The organism is Paenibacillus sp. 1001270B_150601_E10, assembly GCF_015558675.1.
In the GTDB taxonomy this organism is placed as follows: Bacteria; Bacillota; Bacilli; order Paenibacillales; family Paenibacillaceae; genus Paenibacillus_B.
In genome coordinates, this window is record NZ_JADMOL010000001.1 from 917,664 (window position 1) to 940,653 (window position 22,990).

Annotated in this window: 18 protein-coding genes; 9 read left to right on the forward strand and 9 right to left on the reverse strand. The window is 48.3% G+C overall.

The genetic code is table 11. The annotated features are described in order from the left end of the window. Nucleotides 1-48: 48 nt before the first annotated feature. Nucleotides 49-3,780, reverse strand: coding sequence for a DNA polymerase III subunit alpha (locus tag I2H74_RS04205; protein ID WP_195571888.1), 3,732 nt, complete (start codon nt 3,778-3,780; stop codon nt 49-51). A gap of 203 nt (nt 3,781-3,983) precedes the next feature. Here I2H74_RS04205 and I2H74_RS04210 point away from each other — a divergent pair, with 203 nt between their 5' ends. The 3 genes from I2H74_RS04210 to I2H74_RS04220 all read left to right on the forward strand — a co-directional run bounded on the left by I2H74_RS04210 (nt 3,984) and on the right by I2H74_RS04220 (nt 5,314). Beyond that, complete coding sequence (locus tag I2H74_RS04210) at nt 3,984-4,310, forward strand: YtrH family sporulation protein (RefSeq protein WP_195571890.1); 327 nt, start codon at nt 3,984-3,986, stop codon at nt 4,308-4,310. 4 nt (nt 4,311-4,314) lie between these two features. Next, nucleotides 4,315-4,797, forward strand: a complete 483-nt coding sequence (locus I2H74_RS04215; RefSeq protein WP_195571892.1) for a hypothetical protein — start codon at nt 4,315-4,317, stop codon at nt 4,795-4,797. Nucleotides 4,798-5,008: 211 nt separating this feature from the next. Continuing rightward, entirely contained in the window at nt 5,009-5,314 is a 306-nt protein-coding gene (locus tag I2H74_RS04220; protein ID WP_195571894.1) for a YtpI family protein, read from the forward strand. Nucleotides 5,315-5,592: 278 nt separating this feature from the next. Here I2H74_RS04220 and I2H74_RS04225 read toward each other — a convergent pair whose 3' ends face one another. The 4 genes from I2H74_RS04225 to I2H74_RS04240 all read right to left on the reverse strand — a co-directional run bounded on the left by I2H74_RS04225 (nt 5,593) and on the right by I2H74_RS04240 (nt 10,827). Continuing rightward, nucleotides 5,593-6,927, reverse strand: a complete 1,335-nt coding sequence (locus I2H74_RS04225; RefSeq protein WP_195571897.1) for a DRTGG domain-containing protein — start codon at nt 6,925-6,927, stop codon at nt 5,593-5,595. A gap of 140 nt (nt 6,928-7,067) precedes the next feature. Next, complete coding sequence (locus tag I2H74_RS04230; protein ID WP_195571898.1) at nt 7,068-9,752, reverse strand: YhgE/Pip domain-containing protein; 2,685 nt, start codon at nt 9,750-9,752, stop codon at nt 7,068-7,070. 317 nt (nt 9,753-10,069) lie between these two features. Then, on the reverse strand, nt 10,070-10,360 hold the full coding sequence (locus I2H74_RS04235; RefSeq protein WP_324253997.1) for a hypothetical protein: 291 nt from the start codon (nt 10,358-10,360) through the stop codon (nt 10,070-10,072). 125 nt (nt 10,361-10,485) lie between these two features. Next, nucleotides 10,486-10,827, reverse strand: coding sequence for a YlbF family regulator (locus I2H74_RS04240; protein WP_195571901.1), 342 nt, complete (start codon nt 10,825-10,827; stop codon nt 10,486-10,488). 329 nt (nt 10,828-11,156) lie between these two features. Between I2H74_RS04240 and I2H74_RS04245 the strand changes: the two genes are divergently transcribed. The 5 genes from I2H74_RS04245 to I2H74_RS04265 are packed head-to-tail and all read left to right on the forward strand — an operon-like array spanning nt 11,157 to nt 17,754. Further along, complete coding sequence (locus tag I2H74_RS04245; RefSeq protein ID WP_195571903.1) at nt 11,157-12,527, forward strand: YheC/YheD family protein; 1,371 nt, start codon at nt 11,157-11,159, stop codon at nt 12,525-12,527. Between the two features lie 16 nt (nt 12,528-12,543). After that, nucleotides 12,544-13,704 (forward strand): YheC/YheD family protein, encoded by a 1,161-nt coding sequence (locus tag I2H74_RS04250; RefSeq protein ID WP_195571904.1) that lies wholly within the window; start codon nt 12,544-12,546, stop codon nt 13,702-13,704. Next, nucleotides 13,701-15,077: a YheC/YheD family protein gene (locus tag I2H74_RS04255; protein ID WP_195571906.1), complete on the forward strand. Its 1,377-nt coding sequence runs from the start codon at nt 13,701-13,703 to the stop codon at nt 15,075-15,077. Before I2H74_RS04250 ends, I2H74_RS04255 begins: the two co-directional genes overlap by 4 nt. A gap of 41 nt (nt 15,078-15,118) precedes the next feature. After that, nucleotides 15,119-16,180: a YheC/YheD family protein gene (locus I2H74_RS04260; protein ID WP_195572136.1), complete on the forward strand. Its 1,062-nt coding sequence runs from the start codon at nt 15,119-15,121 to the stop codon at nt 16,178-16,180. 23 nt (nt 16,181-16,203) lie between these two features. After that, nucleotides 16,204-17,754, forward strand: coding sequence for a YheC/YheD family protein (locus I2H74_RS04265; protein WP_195571908.1), 1,551 nt, complete (start codon nt 16,204-16,206; stop codon nt 17,752-17,754). A gap of 97 nt (nt 17,755-17,851) precedes the next feature. On the opposite strand, the gene I2H74_RS04270 is transcribed toward I2H74_RS04265, so the two are convergent. Beyond that, nucleotides 17,852-18,511 (reverse strand): pentapeptide repeat-containing protein, encoded by a 660-nt coding sequence (locus I2H74_RS04270; RefSeq protein WP_195571910.1) that lies wholly within the window; start codon nt 18,509-18,511, stop codon nt 17,852-17,854. A 12-nt stretch (nt 18,512-18,523) separates the two neighbouring features. After that, nucleotides 18,524-19,201 carry an HAD family hydrolase gene (locus tag I2H74_RS04275; RefSeq protein WP_195571911.1) on the reverse strand — a complete coding sequence of 226 codons (678 nt, stop codon included), beginning with the start codon at nt 19,199-19,201 and terminating at the stop codon, nt 18,524-18,526. Between the two features lie 189 nt (nt 19,202-19,390). Here I2H74_RS04275 and I2H74_RS04280 point away from each other — a divergent pair, with 189 nt between their 5' ends. After that, a complete protein-coding gene (locus I2H74_RS04280; protein WP_229106322.1) occupies nt 19,391-20,380 on the forward strand; it encodes a YpdA family putative bacillithiol disulfide reductase in 990 nt (329 codons plus the stop codon). A 223-nt stretch (nt 20,381-20,603) separates the two neighbouring features. On the opposite strand, the gene yfkAB is transcribed toward I2H74_RS04280, so the two are convergent. Both yfkAB and I2H74_RS04290 read right to left on the reverse strand, forming a co-directional pair. After that, entirely contained in the window at nt 20,604-21,767 is a 1,164-nt protein-coding gene (gene yfkAB, locus I2H74_RS04285) for a radical SAM/CxCxxxxC motif protein YfkAB (protein ID WP_195571913.1), read from the reverse strand. A gap of 116 nt (nt 21,768-21,883) precedes the next feature. Continuing rightward, nucleotides 21,884-22,975, reverse strand: a complete 1,092-nt coding sequence (locus I2H74_RS04290) for an HD-GYP domain-containing protein (protein ID WP_195571916.1) — start codon at nt 22,973-22,975, stop codon at nt 21,884-21,886. Nucleotides 22,976-22,990: the final 15 nt, after the last annotated feature.

Sequence of the window (22,990 nt, forward strand, 5' to 3'; positions counted from 1 at the left end):
TGGTAGATTCGACACGTGTAGTCGTTCGCCGGCTACCTTCGGGCAAAGCTAGCGCACCCGAACCGCCCCCTCGCCAAAGAGTGCTTCAATGCGCTTGAACAGGTCAGGCGAAGGCTTCACCGCATATTTGTCGCTTAAGACGCGCAGCTGCTGCTCGCGTTCATAGAAGAGCACGGTGGCGAGCGGGCCCGGCTGGGCCTGAATCAAGCTCTTCAGCTCGTTCAAGCGCTCAGGCTGCTCTTTGTCCTGAGCGATCTTAATGTACACGCGCTGAGCTCCTTTCGCGTGTGCAGGCTTCGCCCGCTGGTGGGCTCCGCTCGCCGGGGTACTCGCTCCCCCGGTGCGGGCCGCTTCGCGGGCTTCTTCCCGCGGCGGCGTATTCGGCCGCGGGCTGGCGCTGTGCTGAAGCGCCTGGCCCTCTATTGGGGCCGGCGCTTTCACCCGCGCGCGAGCCTCATGTGAAGCTTGCGCGCGGGCTTCCACGGAGCCGCCGCGTGCCGTGCCGGCGGCGGTTCGCTCCGGCGCAGGGCGAGACTGGCTCTGACCCTCGCCCCTTCGCTGGTAGCGCGCGCGGTCGCGAAGCATCGACGCGACCGCGCGCGGGTCAAGCGGCGCCACATCGTGCGCAAGCAGCTTGAAGCCTTCGTCCTGCTGCTGCAGCTTGGCACGAATGGCAAGCAAGGCTCCCTTCGCGACCAAAGGCCGCGCCTTCTTCCATACCTCTGGGAAGAGAACCACCTCTGCTCGCTCGATGCGATCCTCGAGCTCAATAAAGGCCATAGGCTTCCCTTTCTTTGTCACAATGACGCGCTCTGATACGACCATGCCCGCTACGACGCATTCTGTCTCATCTGAAGCGTCATGCAGGTCAATCAGCCGGTCAGCCTCAGACTTCTCCAGCACCTCCGCATATTCATCCAGCGGATGGCCGGACAGATACATGCCAAGCAGCTCACGCTCAAGCTCAAGCTGCTGTCCTGTCGTAAATGGCGGCACCTCTGGATACTCGATCGACCAATTGTTCACCTCGACGAAGTTGAACAGCTGGATCTGGAGATCTTCCCGTTCCTTCCTCCACTTTGCCGCCGCCTCCAGCGTATCGTCAAGCATCGCGAGCTTCTGCGCGCGATGCCCAGGCAGGCAATCCATCGCTCCGGCTTGTATCAGTGATTCAATCACGCGTCGATTCGTTACTCTAAGGTCAACGCGCTTGCAGAAGTCGAGCAGATCCTCATAGGGGCGATCACTTCGCTCCTTCATAATGCTTTCGATAGCCAATGTCCCTACATTCTTGATTGCCGCAAGACCAAAGCGAATCGCTCCCGTTACCGGAGTAAACGTCAAGCCGCTTTCGTTGATATCAGGAGGCAGCACTTCAATGCTAAGCTTTCTGCAATCCTCGATGTATTCAGCTGTCTTGCGATGATTGCCCATCTGTGCCGTCAGCATCGAGGCCATAAAAGCATTCGGATAATGCGCCTTCAAATAGGCGGTCTGAAAGGCGAGCACCCCATATGCGGCCGCATGCGCGCGCGGGAAGCCATAATTGGCAAACCGAACAATCATATCGTAGACTCGGTTCGCCTCTTCCTCGGTATAGCCTTGCTTGAGGCTGCCTGCGACAAAGTGCGTCCGCTCCTGATCGAGCACTTCCCGCTTCTTCTTCGAAACGGCACGGCGCAACAGGTCTGCTTCGCCCAAGCTGAACCCTGCCATTCTGGAAGCTATCTGCATAATCTGCTCTTGATAAACAATAATGCCATACGTATCCTTCAGGATCGGCTCCAAATCCTGATGAGGATAATCTACAGGCTTCACCCCGTGCTTGCTATGGATAAAGTTCGGAATAAACTCCATCGGACCTGGACGGTACAAGGCAAGCACGGACACGATGTCTTCAAAATTAGACGGCTTCATCTCTTTCAGCACGCGGCGGATTCCAGCCGATTCAAGCTGGAACAAGCCTGTCGTCTCGCCTCTGCCAAGCAGCTCATAGGTAATAGCATCCTGATCATCTATAAGGTTGAGATCTGGAATCGCCCCTTCCTGCTCGGCTATCCAGGCGAGTGTCCGTTCAATGATGGACAAGGTCCGAAGACCAAGAAAGTCCATCTTAAGCATCCCGATTGATTCCAGATGCTCCATCGAGTACTGCGTCAAAGCGGTGTGCTCTGTTCCTTCTTGAAGAGGCACAAAGTGCGTCAGCGGCTCCGGACTGATGACGACACCGGCAGCATGGGTGGAGGCATGCCTCGGCATCCCCTCTACTTTTGCAGCCATATCAAGAAGCTCCTTGACGCGCTCCTCCGAATCTCGGAGCGCACGAAGATCCTCGCTCGTCCGCAGCGCCTCTGCAAGCGTCATCCCAAGCTGCTGCGGGATAAGCTTCGCAACCTTATCCGTAAGCTGATAAGGAATGTTCAACACACGCCCTACATCACGAACAGAAGCACGCGCCGCCATCGTACCAAAGGTAATAATTTGCGCTACGCGATCGCTGCCGTATTTTTCCGATACATACGCAATCACTTCATCCCTGCGCTCGTCATTGAAGTCAATATCAATATCCGGCATGGTTACCCGTTCAGGATTCAAAAAACGCTCAAAGAGAAGCTTGTACTTAATCGGATCGACATTCGTAATCTTCAAGGTGTAGGCAACAAGGCTTCCTGCCGAGGAGCCCCGGCCAGGCCCTGTCAAGATACCCGCTTCATGCGCATAGCGGATAAAGTCCCATACGATGAGAAAGTAATCCGAGTATCCCATCTGCTCAATCGTCCGAAGCTCATAATCGAGCCTTCGAAGCGCCTGTTCTCGAAATGCCTCTTCGCTCCATTCAGGCAGCTTCTCATAACGCTCCTTGAGCCCTGCCTCACATAAGCTTCGAACATATTCACTTGATGTCATGCCCTCTGGAATCGGTGAGAACTCCGGCAGCACGCTTTCGCCAAATGTAAGGTCCACCTGGCACTGATATGCAATCGCAACCGTATTATCTATAGCCTCTGGCACGTGCGGGAACAGTGATTTCATCTGCTCTTGAGACTTTAAGTACAGCTGATCCGAGGCAATGCGAAGCCTCTCCTCATCCTCCACCGTCTTCCCTGTGCCAATGCAAATCAGGACATCCTGCATAGCAGCGTCCTCAGGCTCCAAGTAATGGACGTCATTCGTGCACACAAGTGGAATATCAAGTGCGCGGCCAAGCTCGATCAGGCCCATATTGACCTTCTTTTGCTCCGTTAACCCATGATCCTGCAGTTCCAAATAGAAGCCATCCTTAAAAATATCCTTATATCTAAGGGCTGCCTCTCTCGCCTCTTCCATGCGTCCATGCAGCACATGCTGGGAGATCTCGCTGCCAAGACAAGCGCTCGTACAGATAATTCCCTCGCTGTAGCGGCGAAGCGTCTCCATATCTACTCTCGGCTTATAATGGAAGCCTTCCAAATGACCAACGCTCGTAATCTTCATCAGATTGCGATAGCCTTGATTGTTTTTGGCTAACAGCAACAAATGATAGATCGGCTGATCCTTGCGCGACCCTTTATCATGAAGAGAGCCTGTGGTCACATAAGCCTCCATTCCAATAATCGGCTTAATGCCATGCTTCAAGCAGGCTTTATAGAAGGCTATCGTTCCGTACATGACGCCATGATCCGTCAGAGCAAGCGCAGTCATGCCATTCGCTGCCGCGCGCTCAGCCAAAGCTTCAATACGAGCAGCTCCATCCAATAAGCTGTATTCACTATGTACATGCAAATGTACGAACCCACTCATGCGCTCCACTCCATTTCTTAAGCATCATTTATTTGATCAAATTCATCTATTCGAATAGGAAATCCTTCAGCTATGAACTAAAAAAGAGAAACTCATTTCCCCGAACATACTTTCGTCTTTGATTGTAACATATTTTTATCTAAATCGCCTATATATGTACAAGGGGCAATGATTGTCCACATCGATGAGAGGAGCATATGCCTATGTCGGACTTTCTTTCCAAAGCCATTATCGATTTTTGTATCGCGCTTGGCGTCGTTGTCGGAGGCTCCATGCTTGCCGGAATCGGAAGCGTCATCGCGCTGAAATCACCTGTGGATACGATGCGGCATATCGCAGAACATCTTAAAATATGGGCGATCGTAGCAGCCGTTGGCGGGACGATCGACCCCCTTCGCATCATTGAAACAAACTTTATGCTCGGCAACCTCCCTCCTGTATTCAAGCAGATCATGCTCATTCTCGTTTCCTTCCTAGGCGCCCATCTTGGGACAGAGCTTATTCAATGGATCTGCCGAGCAAGGGGGTAGCAGCTTGCATATTCGACTTCTGATACGGGATCTCGCTTTGATTATTATTGGCGCGATTATCGGAGCTTGTATCTACCATGCCGTCTTCCTTCACCAAGTCCAAGAGCTAACGATGCGGAACCTTGATCTGCAGGACAAGCTGTCACACTATCAGGCGGAAAATGAAGACTTGATTCGTTATAAGAATCAATCCGCTGTCATTAAGAGTATTTCGGTTCATATCTATGAACAGCAAAAGCAAGATATCCCAGCCGCTGAGGAAGCGGTCCTTAAAAAGAAGCTGTTAAAGGATTTAAGCGGAATGAAGGGGCGCAGCGTCTTTCAAATTGATGAATATACGAAACTTATAGAGGGGCTGTTGACAAGCAAGGTGTATACTAATATTAATGAACACAGCTACACGGTATCGGTTCGGACAATGCTGGTGGCGGAAGGCGTCCTCCACGTGTGGGTTGATGCACGACTTCAATTGCCTACTGCCCCATAAATAACAAACTAGCTTGCATCACCTTTTGTTATCAGCCAAATCGTTCATATACATATACTGATATAGGATTGAGATAACCACTAGGTTGCAGCGTGTCAGGTCTTCAGGACTTTTTAAATCTATGTCTAACATTGATAGCAGTATAGTTTGGCTACCCTTTATATGGTAAAATGATGAAAAAAGACACCGTGAAAGGGGCCGCTTTATTGTCATGCAAGTTATTCAAACGATCCTTATCGGCTTGATCTGTGTTGCCTCGCTAAGCTCCGTATTTTTCAGCTTTCGCTCAAGACGAAGCCAGGATGCCCTGTTAAGAGGCTTATATGCTGCACGCATGAATATCAGCATGGGCTTAATGCTCATCTTTATCGCTATCATTCAAATGACGATGTTTACCGGATCGACGGTTCGTGTCATCGTCGGTGCTGTGCTTCTATGTCTTGGAGCCTTCAATCTATTTGCAGGACTGCGCAATCATGGCGCCTTTCAACGCCTGCTGGAAGAACGCGGAGCCTAGACATCACAGACTAAGATATCATTTTAACTTCAATGCATGATGAATCATGGGAATAAACAGGGAGCCTGCCTTAACAAATGTCAAAGCAGGCTCCTTTCTTTTCACTTTCAAATTATACCGAGTAATAACGCGCTATGTTATGAAATTTAAAGAAGACCAATGCGAATCCTACTTGAATCAAGTTTTAGACAATCGATAAAATAAAAAGCCTATGGCTGCCGCAGCCAAAATCTAGCATTCAGCTGTTCGCCATAGGCTTTTCTTCGTATGAGATTATACTAGTCATTGCCAATCGATTGCAGCGTCAGCATCACCTTGGCAACGAGCTGTTGATTGAGTCTCATCTCCATATCAAGCTTGCAGAACTTGCGGCTCATCTCAATAACCTTAGGAACAAGCGTTACGATATCCTCTATTTGGATTGGACGGACAAAGTAAGAGGTCATATTCTCCATAATATGATCGTGTCCACGCACATCCTTCGCGATCCGCATAGCTGCATTGGTCATGATCGACATCATGACTCCTTCGGATACTGAGCCGAGACCCGTCACCATCTGAGGCGTGATCATCCCTTGATAATAGAGCATTCCTTCTTCATCTCGCAGCTCCTCAAATCCATTCCAGATCAGGTCGTCGAAGGTTTCTCCGAGCTGAGGCTCCTTGCGTGAATCCCGCATTGCATGAAGGACTTCACGGCGGGTAATCATGGCAATCAGCTTGCGGTTGCGGTCAACAACCGGAAGCACCTCAATGCCTTCCCACACCATCGTATGGGCAGCTGAAGCAAGCGTCGTCGTTAGGGAAACCGTAATCGGGTGCCGCGTATACAGCTTATCCAAGGTCTGATCAGGCCCTGCCCCGGTTACATCCTTATACGTAATGATCCCTACAACACGGTTCCATTCATCTACAATCGGAAACCGGTTCAGTCCTGTGCTGTCCCGCAATTGATCGAATTGCCTTACCGTACTTGAAGAACGAAGAACGGAAAGTGCTGAGTTGGTATCCACGATATCCTCAACAAGCATAATCTTCTTCTTGATGAGGCGGTCAAACAGCGCACGGTTGATCATGGTCGCGACCGTAAACGTATCATCCTTCGAGCTGATGATCGGCAGATCCAGCGTGTCCGCCAGCACCTTCACTTCACGGCTCGTACCGAATCCTCCTGTGATCAATACGCCTGCGCCTTGCTCCAAGGCTAATCGGTGTGCATCCTCACGGTTACCGACGATAAGCAAGCTGCCTGCATCGATATAGCGAGCCATCGCGTCAAGCTTCATCGCACCGATCGCGTACTTGTTCAGTGTCTTGGTCAGTCCCCTTGCCCCGCCAAGCACATGGCCCTCTACAATATCCACAACTTCAGAAAATGTAAGCTGCTCCGATAAATTGCGAGGCTTCTTCTCTACACGCACAGTGCCAATCCGTTCCTTCGTGATGACGATGCCGAGGCTTTCCGCATCCTTTACAGCTCGGTAAGCTGTCCCCTCACTAACGCCTTGATCCTTCGCAAGCTTGCGGACCGAGATTTTTGTACCCGGCTTTAAGCTCTCGATATGATGAAGCAGTTGCTCATGCTTGGTCAATGTTACATCATGCTTATCCATCTGTTACACCCCTCTTCCCGAACTGTTCTATTCTGTCATCATTGTAGCATAACGTTGTCATGATGCGCAAAAAAAGCCTCTATACCGATAAGACACTTCCTTTGTCTTATCGGTAATAGAGGCTGTTGCAATGCTAAAAATTAAGATAATGAGAGCTCTTGCTCTTTGGCAGCTTCTTTTCGTTTTGCTGCTTTATCCGATATGGCAAAATAGATCATGCTGCAGATTAACGGAATGATCGTAAACAACAGCAGCACTCGGATATTTTGCCATACGTAGTTCATATCTCCTAAGGATACAACGCCGCGATATGCTCGAATCGTATACGTCATCGGCAAATACGGATGAAGCATCTGGAAGAAATCAGGTGTCAGCTCAATTGGGAACGTACCTGCTGTCGCTGACAGCTGAAGAACTAGCAAAATAATAATGATAAAGCGTCCAACGTTGCCAAAGGCTGTCACGAAGAACTGAATAAAAGCGAAGAACATCAAGCTGGTAACGATCGATACGACGAAGAACATCGGTACGTCGGTTACCGTTAAACCAATAATGTAAAGGACAATGCTGCAGGAGATCAATACCTGGAACATGCTTTCGATCATCATGGTGCCGTATTTGCTCAAGAACCAAGCAAAACCATTTGGCGCACGCAGCTTCGTTTCCTTCATCGGGAAGATGATGGAGAACATCAGCGCGCCAACAAAGAATCCGAGTGAGAGGAAGTAAGGCGCCATACCGATGCCGTATGTGCCGACATCATGGTTATCAACCTTTTCACTTCCAACTGGTTTCGATACCATTTGGTACGTACTATCCGTCGGATTTTGCGTTGCTTTTTCAGCACCTTCCTTAAGCTTGCTTCGAAGCTCAGCACCGCCGTCAATAAGCATCTGCTGGCCTTCCTTGAGCTGATCAAAGCCGCCATTAATGGTAGCGGTAGCTTTATCCACCTGCTCCATAAGCTCTGTTATCTTCGTAAAGATCATGTGCTGCAGCTTCTTCGCTGCTTCATCAAGCTTCATATTGGCAAGAGAATGCATCTTATCTCTTACAATCGGAGTAAGTTCCTCAACCTTGCTGTTTGCCGTTTCATGCAGCTTATTAACGATCTCTGGCTGAACGCGATTGATCTGAGCATCAGCTTGCTCATGAACCTTGCTTACCACTTCCGGTTGAAGCTCGTTCCATTTCTCATCGACTACCGTATGCGCGGTATTCTGAACTTGAGTTGATTTGTCTTTATACACTTCGTCTGCAATCATATGAGCTTTCGCAAGCAGCACTGGCGCCATCTCTTCAGCCTTCTGCTTCGCAAAGTCCTGCGCTAGACCGCGTATCATTGGGAAGAAAGTTTCAAATTTCTGATCGGCCTCCGCATGCACAACATTGAGCAGCTTCTTACTTGCAGCATTTAATTCGTCATCAGCGAGTTTGTACAGATCCTCTTTCATCTTGTCTCTCAGCTTAATCAGCTGATCGGGATCCAATGCAAGTTTCGCTGCTGGCTCCATTTCTTTCACATGCTGTCTGATCGCATTAAGCTGTTCTTGCTGCTCAGGCGTAAGCTCCTGACTAAGCTTGTCAAGGTCGTTGCTTAGCTTCTCGAGGTCTTCAGCCATCTTCGATTGATTATCGGTTACGATCTTGATGATCGGATCGAACAAGGCATCGAGCTTCGTGCTGATCCAATCATGAACCTTTTTATGAACGGTTGAATCGAGTTGACTCATCTCTTGATCAATCAGACGATGAATCGTAGCTTTCGCCACAGGCTTCATCTGAATAACAGATTCATCGACTTTCTTCTGAATGGCATCCATCGCTTCGTTGTAGTGAGCCGCATAGGTGTTGTCGAGATCCTCATGAAGCTTCTGCTGAACCTTCACCCCATACTCATCAAACGCGCGATCAATCTCTGCATGCAGCTTATCAAGAGCCGGACCACTATTGTCACCGACAATCTCATCAATGCGGCTATGTACCTTATCTCTCATGATTTGACTGTATTCGGTGGATTTGGAATCGATCTCTTCATTAAGCTTTTCAAGAAGAGGCCCCTTATGACTATCAATCGCTTGGTCAATTTCTTTTTGAATCGTATCGTTAAGCTTCTTCTCATTCTCTTCAAGTAATCGATTCACTAGGCTGTCGGCGCCTGAAGTCTTTTCATCGATCTGATGATTGATTTCTGATCGGAACGTTTCAATCCCTTCACCGAGCTGCGCTAATCCGTCCTCAAGCTGTCCTGCACCATCACTTGCAGCATCCAGCCCAACGGCAAGCTGTCCAATTGCATTGAACATTTGCTCGACATACGTTTCCGTTACTTTCTCAGACATTTCAGACTTAATTTTCTCAACGACTTTATCAGAGATCTGCGCTGACAAGAAGTTAAAGCTGCTGTTCTCCTTGTAAATCAGCTCAAGCCTTGCAGGACTTGGATCTAGAATCGTCGTCGCATGCTGCGACATACTCTCAGGAATTTCAATCATGAGATAATAACGGTTCTCCCGAAGTCCACGTTCTGCTTCATCCTTGGTGACAAAGTGAAACTGCACGCTATCATTATTGTGCAAATTCTCCACCAGTTCTCGACCGATGGCGATTTCCTGACCTTGAAATGTGACGGGTTTATCCTCGTTTACAACAGCTACAGGCATGTTTTTCACATTGCTGTAGGGGTCCCAGTTCGCCACCAGATATACCCCACTATAGAGGATTGGAACTACTAGCAACCCGAGCATCGGGATCACTATGCTTTTCGTTTTGATAGTAGCCAGAAATTCCTTCCCAAAATAGCGGAGGTTACGAAACCATTTCATGCTCAACACCTCCTGCATATTGTTTTCTGACTGATTGACCAAAATCATAAATTAGTTCTAAAATGATTTGTTTATTATACATCTCGTCAACTCTTCGATCAACTCAATCGCCTGGGAAATGAACGTGCTCTCCCGTTCTATCTTCGACATTTTATTATTCTAGCTTTAATTTTCATATTTTTTCTCTTTTTTTCGCAAAATTCATTTAGTTTTCACAACTTTTGTTTATTTACACAAAAAAAAACTACTGCGCTCCTGAACTTTCGTAAAGGAGAACAATAGCCTTCTTTTCTTTTGTTTATCACTTAAGAATCTCCTTAAGAATCTCCCATGATTCTCTGTTCGATGTTTCTCATTCGTTCCTTTTTAATCTGCTTCATTCTGTTCTCGGTATCCTCATCGACCTTCAGCAAACGATAGAGATGCGCGCCTATGATTAATACAGCAAATACTGCCCATACAGCACCAAAAATGGCCGCTAATGAGAATCCTTCCCTAAGCGGAATCGTCGGCAGGGCAATGAATAGCATGATTAGGACAGCTGCAATGGAAATGACCGATACGGCTTGGCTTTTTTTACGGCTTGGCTTCTTTGAAACCTTCTTCACGTGGCACACTCCTCTCTTCCTTTACTATCAGCCTATGAAATGGTTCTCTGAATTATGTCAGCCCGTCGACATGAAAAAGAGCCGTGCTTCTCAAAAAGAGGCACGACCCTTCCATTTTCGATATTCTATTCCTGATATAGATGACTGAGTGAATCTGTCACAATCTTATTTACATCTTGAATGACAGAAGCTAAGCGGCGTTCAGCATCGAACAGTTTCGCAATGCTGGTGTTCATGCTGATCACTTGGTAAAGCTGCTCCATCTTTTGCATTTCATCTTGATCCGGCATTGCGCCTGTCATCATTTTTTGCTGAAGCTCCACTTGACGCGTACGGAAGTCATTCAGCATCTTTTTCGTTTCAGGCTCCTGATCGATTTCCTTCATTGCGTTCTCCACAGCAAGGGCTTCCTCGGAAGATTGCAGTGCACGAGCCAGTTCATGCGCTCTGTCGTATACATTTGTCATCTCTTCGTCTCTCCTTTGGTGACAAGCCCTTATCCCTCGGAGCTCATCTTCATTCAGCAGGAGCCCATTATGTATGGATAAATGCACATCCTGCTCTGTACATACGTTTAATATCTTAACGGATTTCTCGTTCTTTTGTCTAATGGTTACCCCTTACAAGTTCTTACAGGATTGAGATTGTCCATCGGTTTCTTTTTGCCGCATAGGCAATCACCAAGAAAAATCTGTCCTCATATGATACAGCAGTGATTTGCATTCGCCTATGCTCGTCGCAACCCGAGCACTTATACGCACGTTTTCCGCAAGTTGTGGTTGGAAGGAGAACCAACATGTCAAAAAGTAAAGTGACGATTCAGGTGATGAACCCCGGTCAGCTAAAAGATGATGTTCTTATGCTTGGAGACGCCTATGTGAAGCAGTGGAAGATTCCGGTTCGTGAGCTGCTAACGGTTAAGCTCGGCTCCGAGAAACAACTGATCACTCTTCAATCGGTTCCGCGGTATGACGGACTGCGAATTCCTGCTGTGCTTGCGCGCAAATTCGGTCTTCAGAACGGTCAATCGCTTCGTCTGCGTTATCACGCAGCGAGTCAATCGCTGATCATGGGCCCTTTTATCGGCATTCTAGTCAGCAAAGACCGTCCTGACAACCCTGAGAAGCCGTTCGGACCGATCTCCATGTTCTGCAAGGAGCTGGTGGAGGCCTGCCAGGCACAAGGGGCAATGGCTTGTGTCTTTACTCCTGAACATTTAGAACAGTCCTATGAACCCCTGACTGCATGGGTATATCACAATCGCATCTGGAAAAAGGCGCAAGTGCCGATTCCAGATGTGATCAACAATCGACTGACAACGCGCAAATCAGAAAATAAGCCCCGTGTTCAGCAGTTTATGCAAGAGGTAAAGAGCAAGCATGGAGGGGCCGTTTTCAACGAGAAATTTCTAGATAAGACCGAAGTGTTCGATGTATTGAAGAAGGATTCTAGCATCGGAAGATATTTGCCTGAATCGCATGCGCTGCGCAATTTCACTACGCTCAAATCGATGTGCGCCAAGTACTCCGTTGTCTTTCTTAAGCCGGCACGAGGCAGCCTCGGAAAAGGGATTATTCGCGTTACAAAGCTAAATGAGCACTCTTACCAAGCCATGTATACAACGGTGAACGGCACAAGAAGGCAAAGCTTCAACAGTCTTCCCAAGATGTTCTCCACTATCTCCGGCAAGCTGACCAATAATCGGTATCAGATCCAGCAAGGACTGTCGCTTATGGAGAACGGAGGCCGTCCCGTAGACTTCAGAGCTCTCGTACAGAAAAATGCAACAGGCAAATGGACGCTTACTTCCATCGTCGCGAGAACAGCAAGCAATCAGCACTTCGTCTCGAATCTTGCAAGAGGCGGCACGTTAAGCACCGTGAAGGATGCCATGATTCGATCGAATCTTCCTTCCAACGCCAAGCAGGATATGTACAGCAAACTTAAGCTAGCTTCCCTGCAAATTGCCCAAGGCATTGATACCCATATTCCCGCCCATTTCGGGGAGCTTGGGATTGATCTAGCCGTTGATCATGTCGGTCGAGTCTGGCTGCTTGAAGTAAACTCTAAGCCTTCCAAGAACGATAACACCCCTCTCCATGACAATAAGGTACGTCCTTCTGTTCGCAAGATTATCGAATATTCCAAATATTTAACGGGTTTCTAAGAAGGAGGTGGAGTCCATGAGTCTGTTGAAGGATTCGAGCCGCATCCTGGGTGTCATGCAAAACGAGTCAAGCGGAAGCCCTCCATTTACCGAGGCATCCTTCTGCAAAAAGTTGTGCATGGCTGGACAAAAACACGGGGTACTGGTGCTTATCTTCTGCCCGCTCTGGGTAAACCGAAAGACAAAAACGGTGCGCAGCTACACCTACCGGCTAAAGCAGGGCTGGAAGGAAATGATCACGCCCATCCCACAGCTCGTATTTGACCGACTTAGTTTCGTTGACAAAGAGCATTTTCGCAAGGTTCAAGGGGCAGTCTCCTATTTGAAACGCATACAAACCAAGTGGCTTGGCATCGGTTTGAGCGGAAAGTGGGATGTGTACCGGATGCTACAGGGTGAAGAACTCTTGAAAAAGATCATGCCTGAGACGGTATTGTATCAAGGGAACCCGCATCTCGCTGACTTTATTAATCGCCATCACGGCTCTGTATTTCTTAAGCCCCATGGAGGAAGCAAAGGACGATCGGTGCTGCATGTGACAAGAGTGTATAAAGCAGCTCATGGCAGCCTCCCTTCCGAAGGCATCACCATAATGGTTATCGAAGGCAGGGATTGGCACAACGAGCCCTTTGTACGGGAGTTCCAACAGCCGAAGGACTGTCTTGCGTGGATTGGACGCTTCATCGGCAATCGCAAGTTCGTGATGCAGCCTTTCCTTACTCTGCATACCCGTGATGACAAACCTTACGACGTTCGGGTTCTGATGCAAAAAAATGAATCGGGGCGCTGGACCATGACAGGGATGGCCGCACGCATCGGTCAGCCAGGAGCCGTCACGTCGAATCTGCACGGAGGAGGCCACGCCGTGTCGCTTGCCCCTTTTCTAGCCGAACAGTTCAGCACAGAAGAGTCAGATCGCTTAATACAGGAGCTTGAAGCCTACAGCGCGATCATCCCTACTGCCATCGAGCAGCAGCATGGGCGGCTCGTGGAATGCGGGATTGATTTTGGCATTGATCAACATGCTCGTATATGGTTGCTCGAAGTGAATTCTAAGCCGGGAAGAACCGTTTTTACTCAGACCGGCGACCATGAGGCTGCCAAGCAAGCGGTAGAGAAGCCGATCTTGTACGCTAAGAGCATCATGGTTCGACATCTTAGGAGGGTCTGTCCATGAGTTTGACGGTATGTAACGTCCATTTGACGCCTAAATCCGATAAGATGGTGTATGTCTCGCATACCCTGCTCAAGCAATTGAACTTATCCGGAAAACGAACGGTGCGCCTTCATTTGGGATCATCAAGCGTTCCTGTAACGGTGAAGCCCATTCGCAAAGCCGGAAAGCATCTATATATTCCCGCCTCGCTAAGGACGCGATTCCGAGTTCCCAAATCAGGAAGTGTATTTTTATTAAATGAAAATGAAGGAGACGTGCAGCTCGGTCCCTTAATCGGCATTATGTCCGATGCCTCTCAGCGTTCGGCTACACATCCATTTGGAAGCAGAACGAGCTTTATTAAGCAAATTCTCCGAGCCGGCAACAAGAAAGCCTATGTATTCGCCTTCTCCCCAAGAGATATTAATTGGCAAAACGAGACGGTGCACGCCTACTTCATCAACGAGGCTGGGTCATGGGTAAGAAAGACCGTCCCCCTACCTGATGTAATCTATAACCGCCTGCCAAGCCGAAAAGCCGAAACGACAAGCTATATCAATACCCTCCGGGAACGATTTATGCGCCGCAACATCCCCTTCTTCAACTGGAGCTTCTTTAACAAATCCGATGTATACGCCCTGCTAAAGGATGAGGTGGCAGCAAATCGGTATGTGCCGGAATCCGTTATGAATCCAAGTGCTGATGTCATCAAGGAGATGCTCGAGAAGCATCAATTCGTATACTATAAGCCGACAGCAGGCAGCCTTGGCATCGGCATCTATCGACTCACCTATCTTCCTAAAAAGGGATACTTTGCTCGCTACACCGCTAATGGGAAGAATATGCTGCTTCGCTTCAAAAAATTCTCCAGTCTCATGCGGATGCTGGAAGGACGTCATGGCCGCTCCCTTCGCAATTATGTTGTTCAGCAGGGAGTAAGACTCGCCGAGATTGACGGCTGTCCAATCGACTTCCGCTTTCATATGCATAAGAATGGGGATAATGAGTGGGCCGTTGTGGGGATCGGTGCAAAGAAAGCAGGCAAAGGCAGTGTAACGACCCATGTAAAGAACGGCGGACAGCTGATGACGCCAAAGCAAGCTCTTGAACGAACATTCGGTGATCGCGCCGAACTTATTATAGATAAAGCAAAAGACGTCGCGATTGAACTAGCGGAAGCGATAGAGCGCAATTATCCGCATCGGCTTGGAGAGCTTGGCTTCGATCTCGGCATAGACCGCGATGAGCAGGTATGGATGTTTGAAGCAAACGCGAAGCCGGGACGCTCTATCTTTAAGCACCCTTCACTCAAAAGTGAAGGACGCTCCTCTATCGAACATATCCTGGAGCACTGCTTGTACCTCAGTAAATTTCGCAGGAGGGAAGAGCCGTGAGTGAAGAGTCACAAAAACGACCGATCATCGCTATCTTAACGATGGATGATGACAAGGAGTATTTCCGGGGTAACCGAGTCAACTTCGCGGAGACGATTACAGCAGGCAAAGAGATGGGTTACACCGTCTACATCTTGACGATCAAGGATCTGAAGTTGTCTCAGAAGCGAGTGATTGGCTACAACTACATCCAAGAAACGAACGTGTGGCAGCAGGAATGGTTCCCTCTGCCCCACGTCATCTACAATCGCATCCCACTCCGCGAGGACGAGATGCAGTCAACAGTTAAGCGTAAGATTCAGGATGTGCTGCAGCACCCCAACATCAAAATCTTCAACCCTTACTTTTTCAATAAATGGCATCTGTTCGAATGGCTGAAGAACTCCCCTACGACAAGAAAATATATTCCGAAAACCCAAAGGCTAAAAACCTCTGTCGGTCTAGGGAAGATGCTGAAGAAACATGCCTATCTGTACCTAAAGCCAGAGGCTGGAAAAGCGGGAGTCGGCATCATGACGCTTCGAATGAATCCAGCCAAAAGCTTGAAGTTCCGCTTAAAAGTGCAGGACAAGAAAGGAAGCACCTCCTATAAAGCAGCCAAGATTGATAAGCTGTGGACGAGAATTCGCAAGGAGGCTGGCACGAACTCCTATATCATTCAACAAGGCATTACGCTTGCGACTATGAATAAGCGGCCTTTCGATCTCAGACTGCTAGCTCAGAAGAATGGCAGAGGACAATGGGACGTTACAGGCATAGGTGCTCGTGTCGCGGGAGTCTCGAGTATTACCACTCACGTTCCACGCGGAGGAAGCATTGAAGATCCAGAGAAGATATTGACGACCATCTTTGGCACAGAGCAGGCTAGAAGCATTATGGCAAAGGCAAGAATGGCTGCTATTGTAATCGCGAAGCAGGTAGAGAGAGGATCAGGCCAAACGCTTGGGGAAATGTCTATGGATCTTGGCGTTGATACGACGGGAGGCATCTGGTTCTTTGAAGCCAATGCGAAGCCGATGAAGTTCGATGAGCCTCACATTCGAAGACGATCATTGGAGCGCATCTTTCAATACTGCTCTTATCTTTCACGATCAGGCGGATAACGGAGAAAAGAAGGTGAATACGTTTGGCTCAACCGGTGCTAGGCATTCTAACGCTCTATATGAATGAGCAGAAGCAACTTGAAGAACGCACTATTTTTCAAAAAATGATTACGGCCGGAAAGAAGCTCGGACTTGAAGTCTTCGTCTTCACTCCACAGGATGTAAGGGATCAGCCGCAGCGCATCTATGCCCTTACCTATCATCCTGGCCATCAGCGCTGGTCACGAAAATGGGTCCACTTCCCTCATATGATCTTTGATCGATGCCGGATTCAGAACAGCTATCGCTTCGAGCAGCTCAAACGCTTCCGTGCCAAATACCGCCATCTCCTGTTCTTGAATCGGCCTCTTCGCAATAAATGGACCATCTATCAGGTCCTGTCGGATGTTCCAGCCTTCGAGCCCTACCTGCCAAAGACAAAGCTGTACAGCTCCATCTCGGAGGTGCAGCGCATGCTTAAGCAGCATGATATCGTCTACCTAAAGCCGATTAACGGTACAGGCGGCCGAGGAATACTGCGAATAGAGCGCCTGAAGGGAAGCAAGCAAATGGTCTATGTGCAAGGCAGAGATCAGATGCGCAGAATTATTAGGCCTCAGCGCATGACCTGGACACAGCTTACCATGCGATTGTCCTCTTGGAAAGCAAAAGGCCGGTATCTGGTGCAGCAGGGCATCTCCTTGAAGCTGCCAAGCGGACGGGTTCATGATTATCGAATGCTTGTGCAAAAGGACGGTACGGGCGAATGGGCTCTGACTGGCTGTGCGGGGCGTGTAGGCGCTGCAAAAAGCATTACCTCGAACCTGCACGGCGGCGGCGAGGCGGTAAGAATGGAATCCCTGCTTAGGCAATGGATAGGCGATGACCACAAGATCGCCTCCGTTAAAGAGGATGCGGAGCATCTGGGCAGCGAGGTTGCAAAATTCCTTGAGCAGCGCTATGGCGCGCTTTGCGAGCTTGCCCTTGATCTAGCCATTGACCGAAGCGGCCATGTATGGCTCTTGGAGGTGAATCCGAAGCCAGCCCGTGAAGTATTTGCTCGGATCGGAGACCGTGATACGTACAACTTGGCGATACGCCGGCCTCTTGAGTATGCCAAATGGCTTTACGAGCATCAGGGCAGCACTCGGAACCAAGATGTCCGTACACTGGACACTCAGGATCACTCAGCTATTATGGAAATCGAGGATACAAGATCATCCGATACGGTATCGATCTCAGCGCTTCCATCCTTAACGGAACCAACAGACCTCGAGTCACTCCTCTTTCCTCCGGCACCATCCCGAAAAGAAGCAAAGCGAAGCTCCAAGCGGCCAAGCAAGCCTTTCTTTCCATCCAAGGCCTCAAGTCTTGAGCGAAGCCGGTCCTCAATCAAATCCGATCATCAAGCTTCGCCTCACAATCATGATTGGAGTGAAGAAGTGGATGACTCCCTTCTTCCGGACTTTGATGAGCTCAGAGAGCTTGATAAGCTGCGCGAAGAGCAGCGCAGACAAAAGCAAGACGAACAGGAGACGGAACAGCTTATTAAACTCATCAAGTCCCTTGAGAAAAGATTAGATGTTGATTCATAAGCCTAACTTGAAAAATGAATGGTTCAACATCTCTCCAGGAACGCTGTTTCCTCATTTAAAAGGCACAGGCTTCTAACAGCCTGTGCCTTTATGCATGTTAATCTTTGACAACGAGCCCGAAGATCTTCGTAAATAGGATTGCTTGTCCAGGTGAAATGATGCAGCCCTGCAGATCTTCAAGCGTCACTCCGAGATTATGAAAGTCCGCAGTGCTCAGATCAATCCCTCTTAGCTTCGCGCCAGAGAACTGAGACTGATCAATCTTGCATTCTGGAAATTCCACCTTGTTGAACTCCGTATGATAAAAGTCTGACTTTTCAAGTGACGTCTCCTGAAAAGATACCTGCTTCATATTCGCAAACCGAAAGGTCGCATAATCGCCTGCGCATTGATGAAACAAAATATTGCGCATCGTCGCAGCCGTCATGTCCATCCCCATAATCTTGCATTGCAGAAACTGAACCCTGTGGATAATCGCATCACTAAAGTCCACATTCGACAAGTCGCAGTTCTTAAACACAATGTCGGTCAGCTCTGCATGCTGCAGAGAAACATGACGAAAGGTTACATTATGAAACTCCATCTGGTCGAATAGAACCTTGCCAGCGGTTACATATTCAACCGCTTCATCCTCACATCTTGCCTGTCTGAACTCGGTGTGGTCTTCAATTCCCGCTTCGCATAATCGAAGCGGCTCAAGCTGCCTTGGAAGCTTTGGCTTCACCAGCTTGATCGGTGGAGCATCCGCAGCACTCATACAAGCAGCCTCCTATTTGGATGAAGAATGTGCCTTCACGAGGTCCAATATTTCTGAAAAGTGATGAATAATATGATCGGAACCATCAAGCTCTTGATCATCGCCAAAGCCTGCATATTTACAGCCTATGACAGTTAATCCGTTCTTCTTGCCTGCTTCTACGTCTGATGAACGATCGCCGACCATCCAAGCATGATCGATCTGGTTCTCCTCCAAGAGAATACGGACCAAGTCTACCTTTGTCTCCGTTTGGTGGCCGCCTGCACTATATAGTCCGTCAAAGTAAGGGGATATCTCGTGAGCATCTGCTACTCCTATTACATACGGCTCGAGTCCGTTGCTTGCTACGAACAGCTTTATTCCCTGTTCATGGAGAGCCTTCAGCGTATTTGATACTTCAGGATACAGCTTAGAAGCACCAGCAGAAAGACCTGACAGCTCCTCCTCCAAGAGCAGCTCGTCCGCCCGGCGTTTCGCTTCCTCGCTTGCATCAGGCATGACGCGATTCCAGATTGCTTCTAGAAGCATGCCTAATGAGCTTAATATAATTTCTTCAGGAGGGGTTGGACCTTTGAACAGCCCTTCCTCGCGAAGACGATCAAATAAACGGTGATACGCTGGAATTAGAAGCGTCTCCGTCTGAAATAATGTGCCATCCATGTCAAAAATCATTGCTTGCGGTGAAGTCATGGTTTCATCTCATCCTTTATCGCGTAGTCAAATGTCGTTTCTATGTTGTCTGAACACATCCAGCTAACAAGACCTTATCATATTTTTTGGAGATTGTCTTTTCAACGTTAAATGGAAATAACTTGGCAGCACTTCCCTGAACCTGATACGATAGACATATGCAACGCAAAGAACGAGATGGAGGCGTGTATGATGCAGCATCATGAAGCAATCGTTATTGGCGCAGGCCCTTGCGGCTTGTCAGCCGCTATTGAGCTTAAGCAGGCGGGAATTGAACCGCTTATTATAGAAAAGCACTGTGTGGTTCATTCCATCTATCGTTATCCGACAAACATGCAGTTTTTCAGCACCCCTAAGCTGCTCGAAATTGGGAATATTCCTTTTACAACAACGAATGACAAGCCGTATCGCAAGGAAGCACTCGTCTATTACCTTACGGTCGCGAGACACTATGATCTTCAAATTCAATCCTATGAAGAGGTTACTGCGATTCGCAAGCAGGAGGACGGTTTATTCCTTGCATCGACCACGACCACGAATGGAGAGCAGCGTACCTATTCTGCTCGCTATGTGATTGTAGCCACAGGATATTTTGATCATCCGAATATGCTTGGCATCCCAGGCGAGGATCTGCCTCATGTGACGCATTATTTTGAAGAAGCGCATCCTTACGCAGGTACGACCGTGACGATCATAGGAGGGAACAACTCTGCTGTGGATGCTGCGCTTGAGCTTCAGCGTGTAGGGGCTAAGGTGCGAATCATATACAGAGGCGCTGAGATCTCACCTCGCATAAAGCCTTGGGTACGCCCTACCTTTGAAAGTTTGATTCAAAAAGGCGAGATTGAGATGCATTTTAGCGCTCAAGTTACAGCCATACATCCTGGGGAGATCACCGTAACCACCCATGATGGAACAGCAACCAGCAGGGATAGTCAATTCGTCCTGATTCTGACTGGCTTCCGCCCTGATCGCGAGCTAATTGAAGGAGCAGGCGTGAAGCTGCAGGATGAAGACAAGGAGAAGCCCGTCTTCGATCCTGACACGATGCTTACCAATGTAGAGGGACTATATGTTGCCGGCGTCATTGCGTCAGGACGCGATGCGAATGAAATCTTTATCGAGTCTGGCAGACATCATGGTAAGCTGATTGCCGATCATATTATCGCGTATAGATAACGATCCAGCAATCAGCGTGATTACAGGATTTAATGTGATCCACTAGAATTTTTGGATCTTACTAGATTCTAGATCTAGTAAGTCCGTATATGAAAAGGCGATGCCTCTGGGCACCGCCTTTTTTTATGACGCTTTACCAATGTGAATGAATCAGCTTACTTCGATTCAATGAATCCAATTCTGTACAATTCATGATGATGGCATTTAGTCGCGATAATTCTTCTTATACAAGCGTAATGTGAGACTTCCGCTGCTTAAAGTCAGCCGACGGATAATACATGTTCGCAACGAGCAGGTTCGGTCCACAGCAATTGGCTGCAGGACAATGGCAGTTCACGGACTGAGCGAGCGGATGCGTCTTCAACCAGCGATTAAAAATATCATCCAGCTCTTCCTCGTAAATACTGCCGAAGGAAGGAATGTCCGCAAAATCAGTGACATACACTTCGCCATTAAATAGATTTACATTCAGGCGATTGCGCCCATCCGGATCGTTTCGCACGGTCACATTCGGCTCTTGATGGAGTCGTTTAAGAAGAGCGTGATCCTCTTCATTCGTGTTGCAGCCATAAAACGGAAGCGTTCCAAACAGCATCCACATCTCCTTGTTGCGAACATCAAGCAAATGGTGGATCGACGCTCTAAAGTCGTCAATGGAGAGAACCGGCAGATCGCTTGCAAAGGAGCTTGGGTACATCGGATGCACCTCATGCCGCTTACAGCCCATCTCGTTGATCAAGCGATGGATCTCGCCGAGCTTCTGATGCGTCCGGTAATTAATCATCGTTTCAGCAGAGACGAATAATCCCCCTTCCGCCAATCGACGCGTATTCTCCATCATCTGATCATACCACTTGCCTGTCACGGACGAGGACACTTGATGGTTTGTATGTACAAAGCCAACCTCATGGAAATCATTCGCGTTTGTATAGTTAAAGGAAATATGCATCACATCAAGATAAGGAGCAATCATCTCGTATCTAGCATAATCCAACGTTACATTCGAATTCAACTGAGAGCGAATTCCGCGATCCTTTGCGTATTTTAATATCGGTATAATATAATCCTTGACGGTCGACATATGGAAGGTAGGTTCTCCGCCTGTGATGCTGATCGTCTCTAGATCAGGTACCTGATCTAGCTTCTTCAGCATGAGATCGAGTGGAAGCATATCCGGCTCTCTCATGATCAGCGTGTGTCCGACAGCGCAATGCTCACATCTCATATTGCATACTTGAGCCACGGTCATCTCAACGCTGGTTAGCCGATGCTCACCATATCGCTTCAACGAAACGATAGGATCCCAAGGGTCATTGGTCGGTGACAGCTTGGATACAGTGCCGACAACCCTCTCCTTATTTCGATCTTGATGATGCACAGTATTCATCTTTCGTCACCTAGCCTTAAATAAAATAACTTGATTCTAGGAAAAAAATATGCCTGACTCCATGATTCCATTCCGTGAACCCATAGGAGGACCACTAACGAAGAGAGTATAAGCTCTTATCCATCAAATTTGGCGCCAAGAATCGTAATGTTGAGACTCTTGGATAGATCTTTTTCCCTCAAGTCAGCATAAGGAACCCCATCCGGGTCTGTCAAGAGCCTAATGACTGGGCGCTGTGGATAGATCGGGTTAATACGCGCCACAACCCCTGTCTCCCCTGTGCTAAGGAGAACCGTCATTCCTAGCGGATACACCGCTATCGAATCTCGGAACAGGCACAGCATGGACTGATCATAAAGGGTGCCTGCGCCCGTATATAGAATCTCCAAAGCCTCATGAGGCATCAATGCACTTCGATACACGCGGTGTGTCGTCATTGCATCATATGAATCGGCAATTGCAATCCACTTCGCAAATTCATGAATCCCGATCTCCTTGATTCCTCTTGGATAACCGCTGCCATTAAGGCGCTCATGATGCTGGAATGCGCAGTGTGCAACGACAAGCGGAATATTCGGCTCCCCTTTTAAAATGCGAAAGCCATATTCGGTATGCAGCTTCACATGCTGATACTCTTCATCCGTAAGCTGTCCTGGCTTATTCAGCACTTTCTGATTCAATTGGGTCTTCCCAATGTCATGAAGCATCGCGCCCATAGAAAGTTGCTTCAACATCTCGCGATCATATCCGTAACGGAGTCCGAATAACGTCGTATAAACGCACACGTTCAAGGAGTGTCGGAAAATATAATCGTCCGTAGCTTGAATATCTCCAAGCATGACCATGGCCTCGGGATGCCCATCCAAGTCGTCAATAATTTGGTCCAACACGGAAGAAAACGCCTTGCCTAGACCGGAATGCCCCATTCGGCTCTTGACCAAGTCCTTGTTCATCAGCGACTTGAATTCCTTGCGAATGCGGTAGTTCGCTTCCTGCCTCGTTTGATCGGACAATAGATTCGGCGCTTCAATTCCTTCTGTATCTTTATCTTCTATATATACAAAGCCAACGCCCATATCCTTTAGGCGCTTGATATATGAATCGTTAAGCTCTACATGTTCTCCAAGGAGAATGAGGCCTTCCTCGCTATAAACATTTTTGGCTAGTTTCATGCCGCTGCGGCAAGCCGTAATAGGTAACCATCGCAAATAAAGTCATCCCCT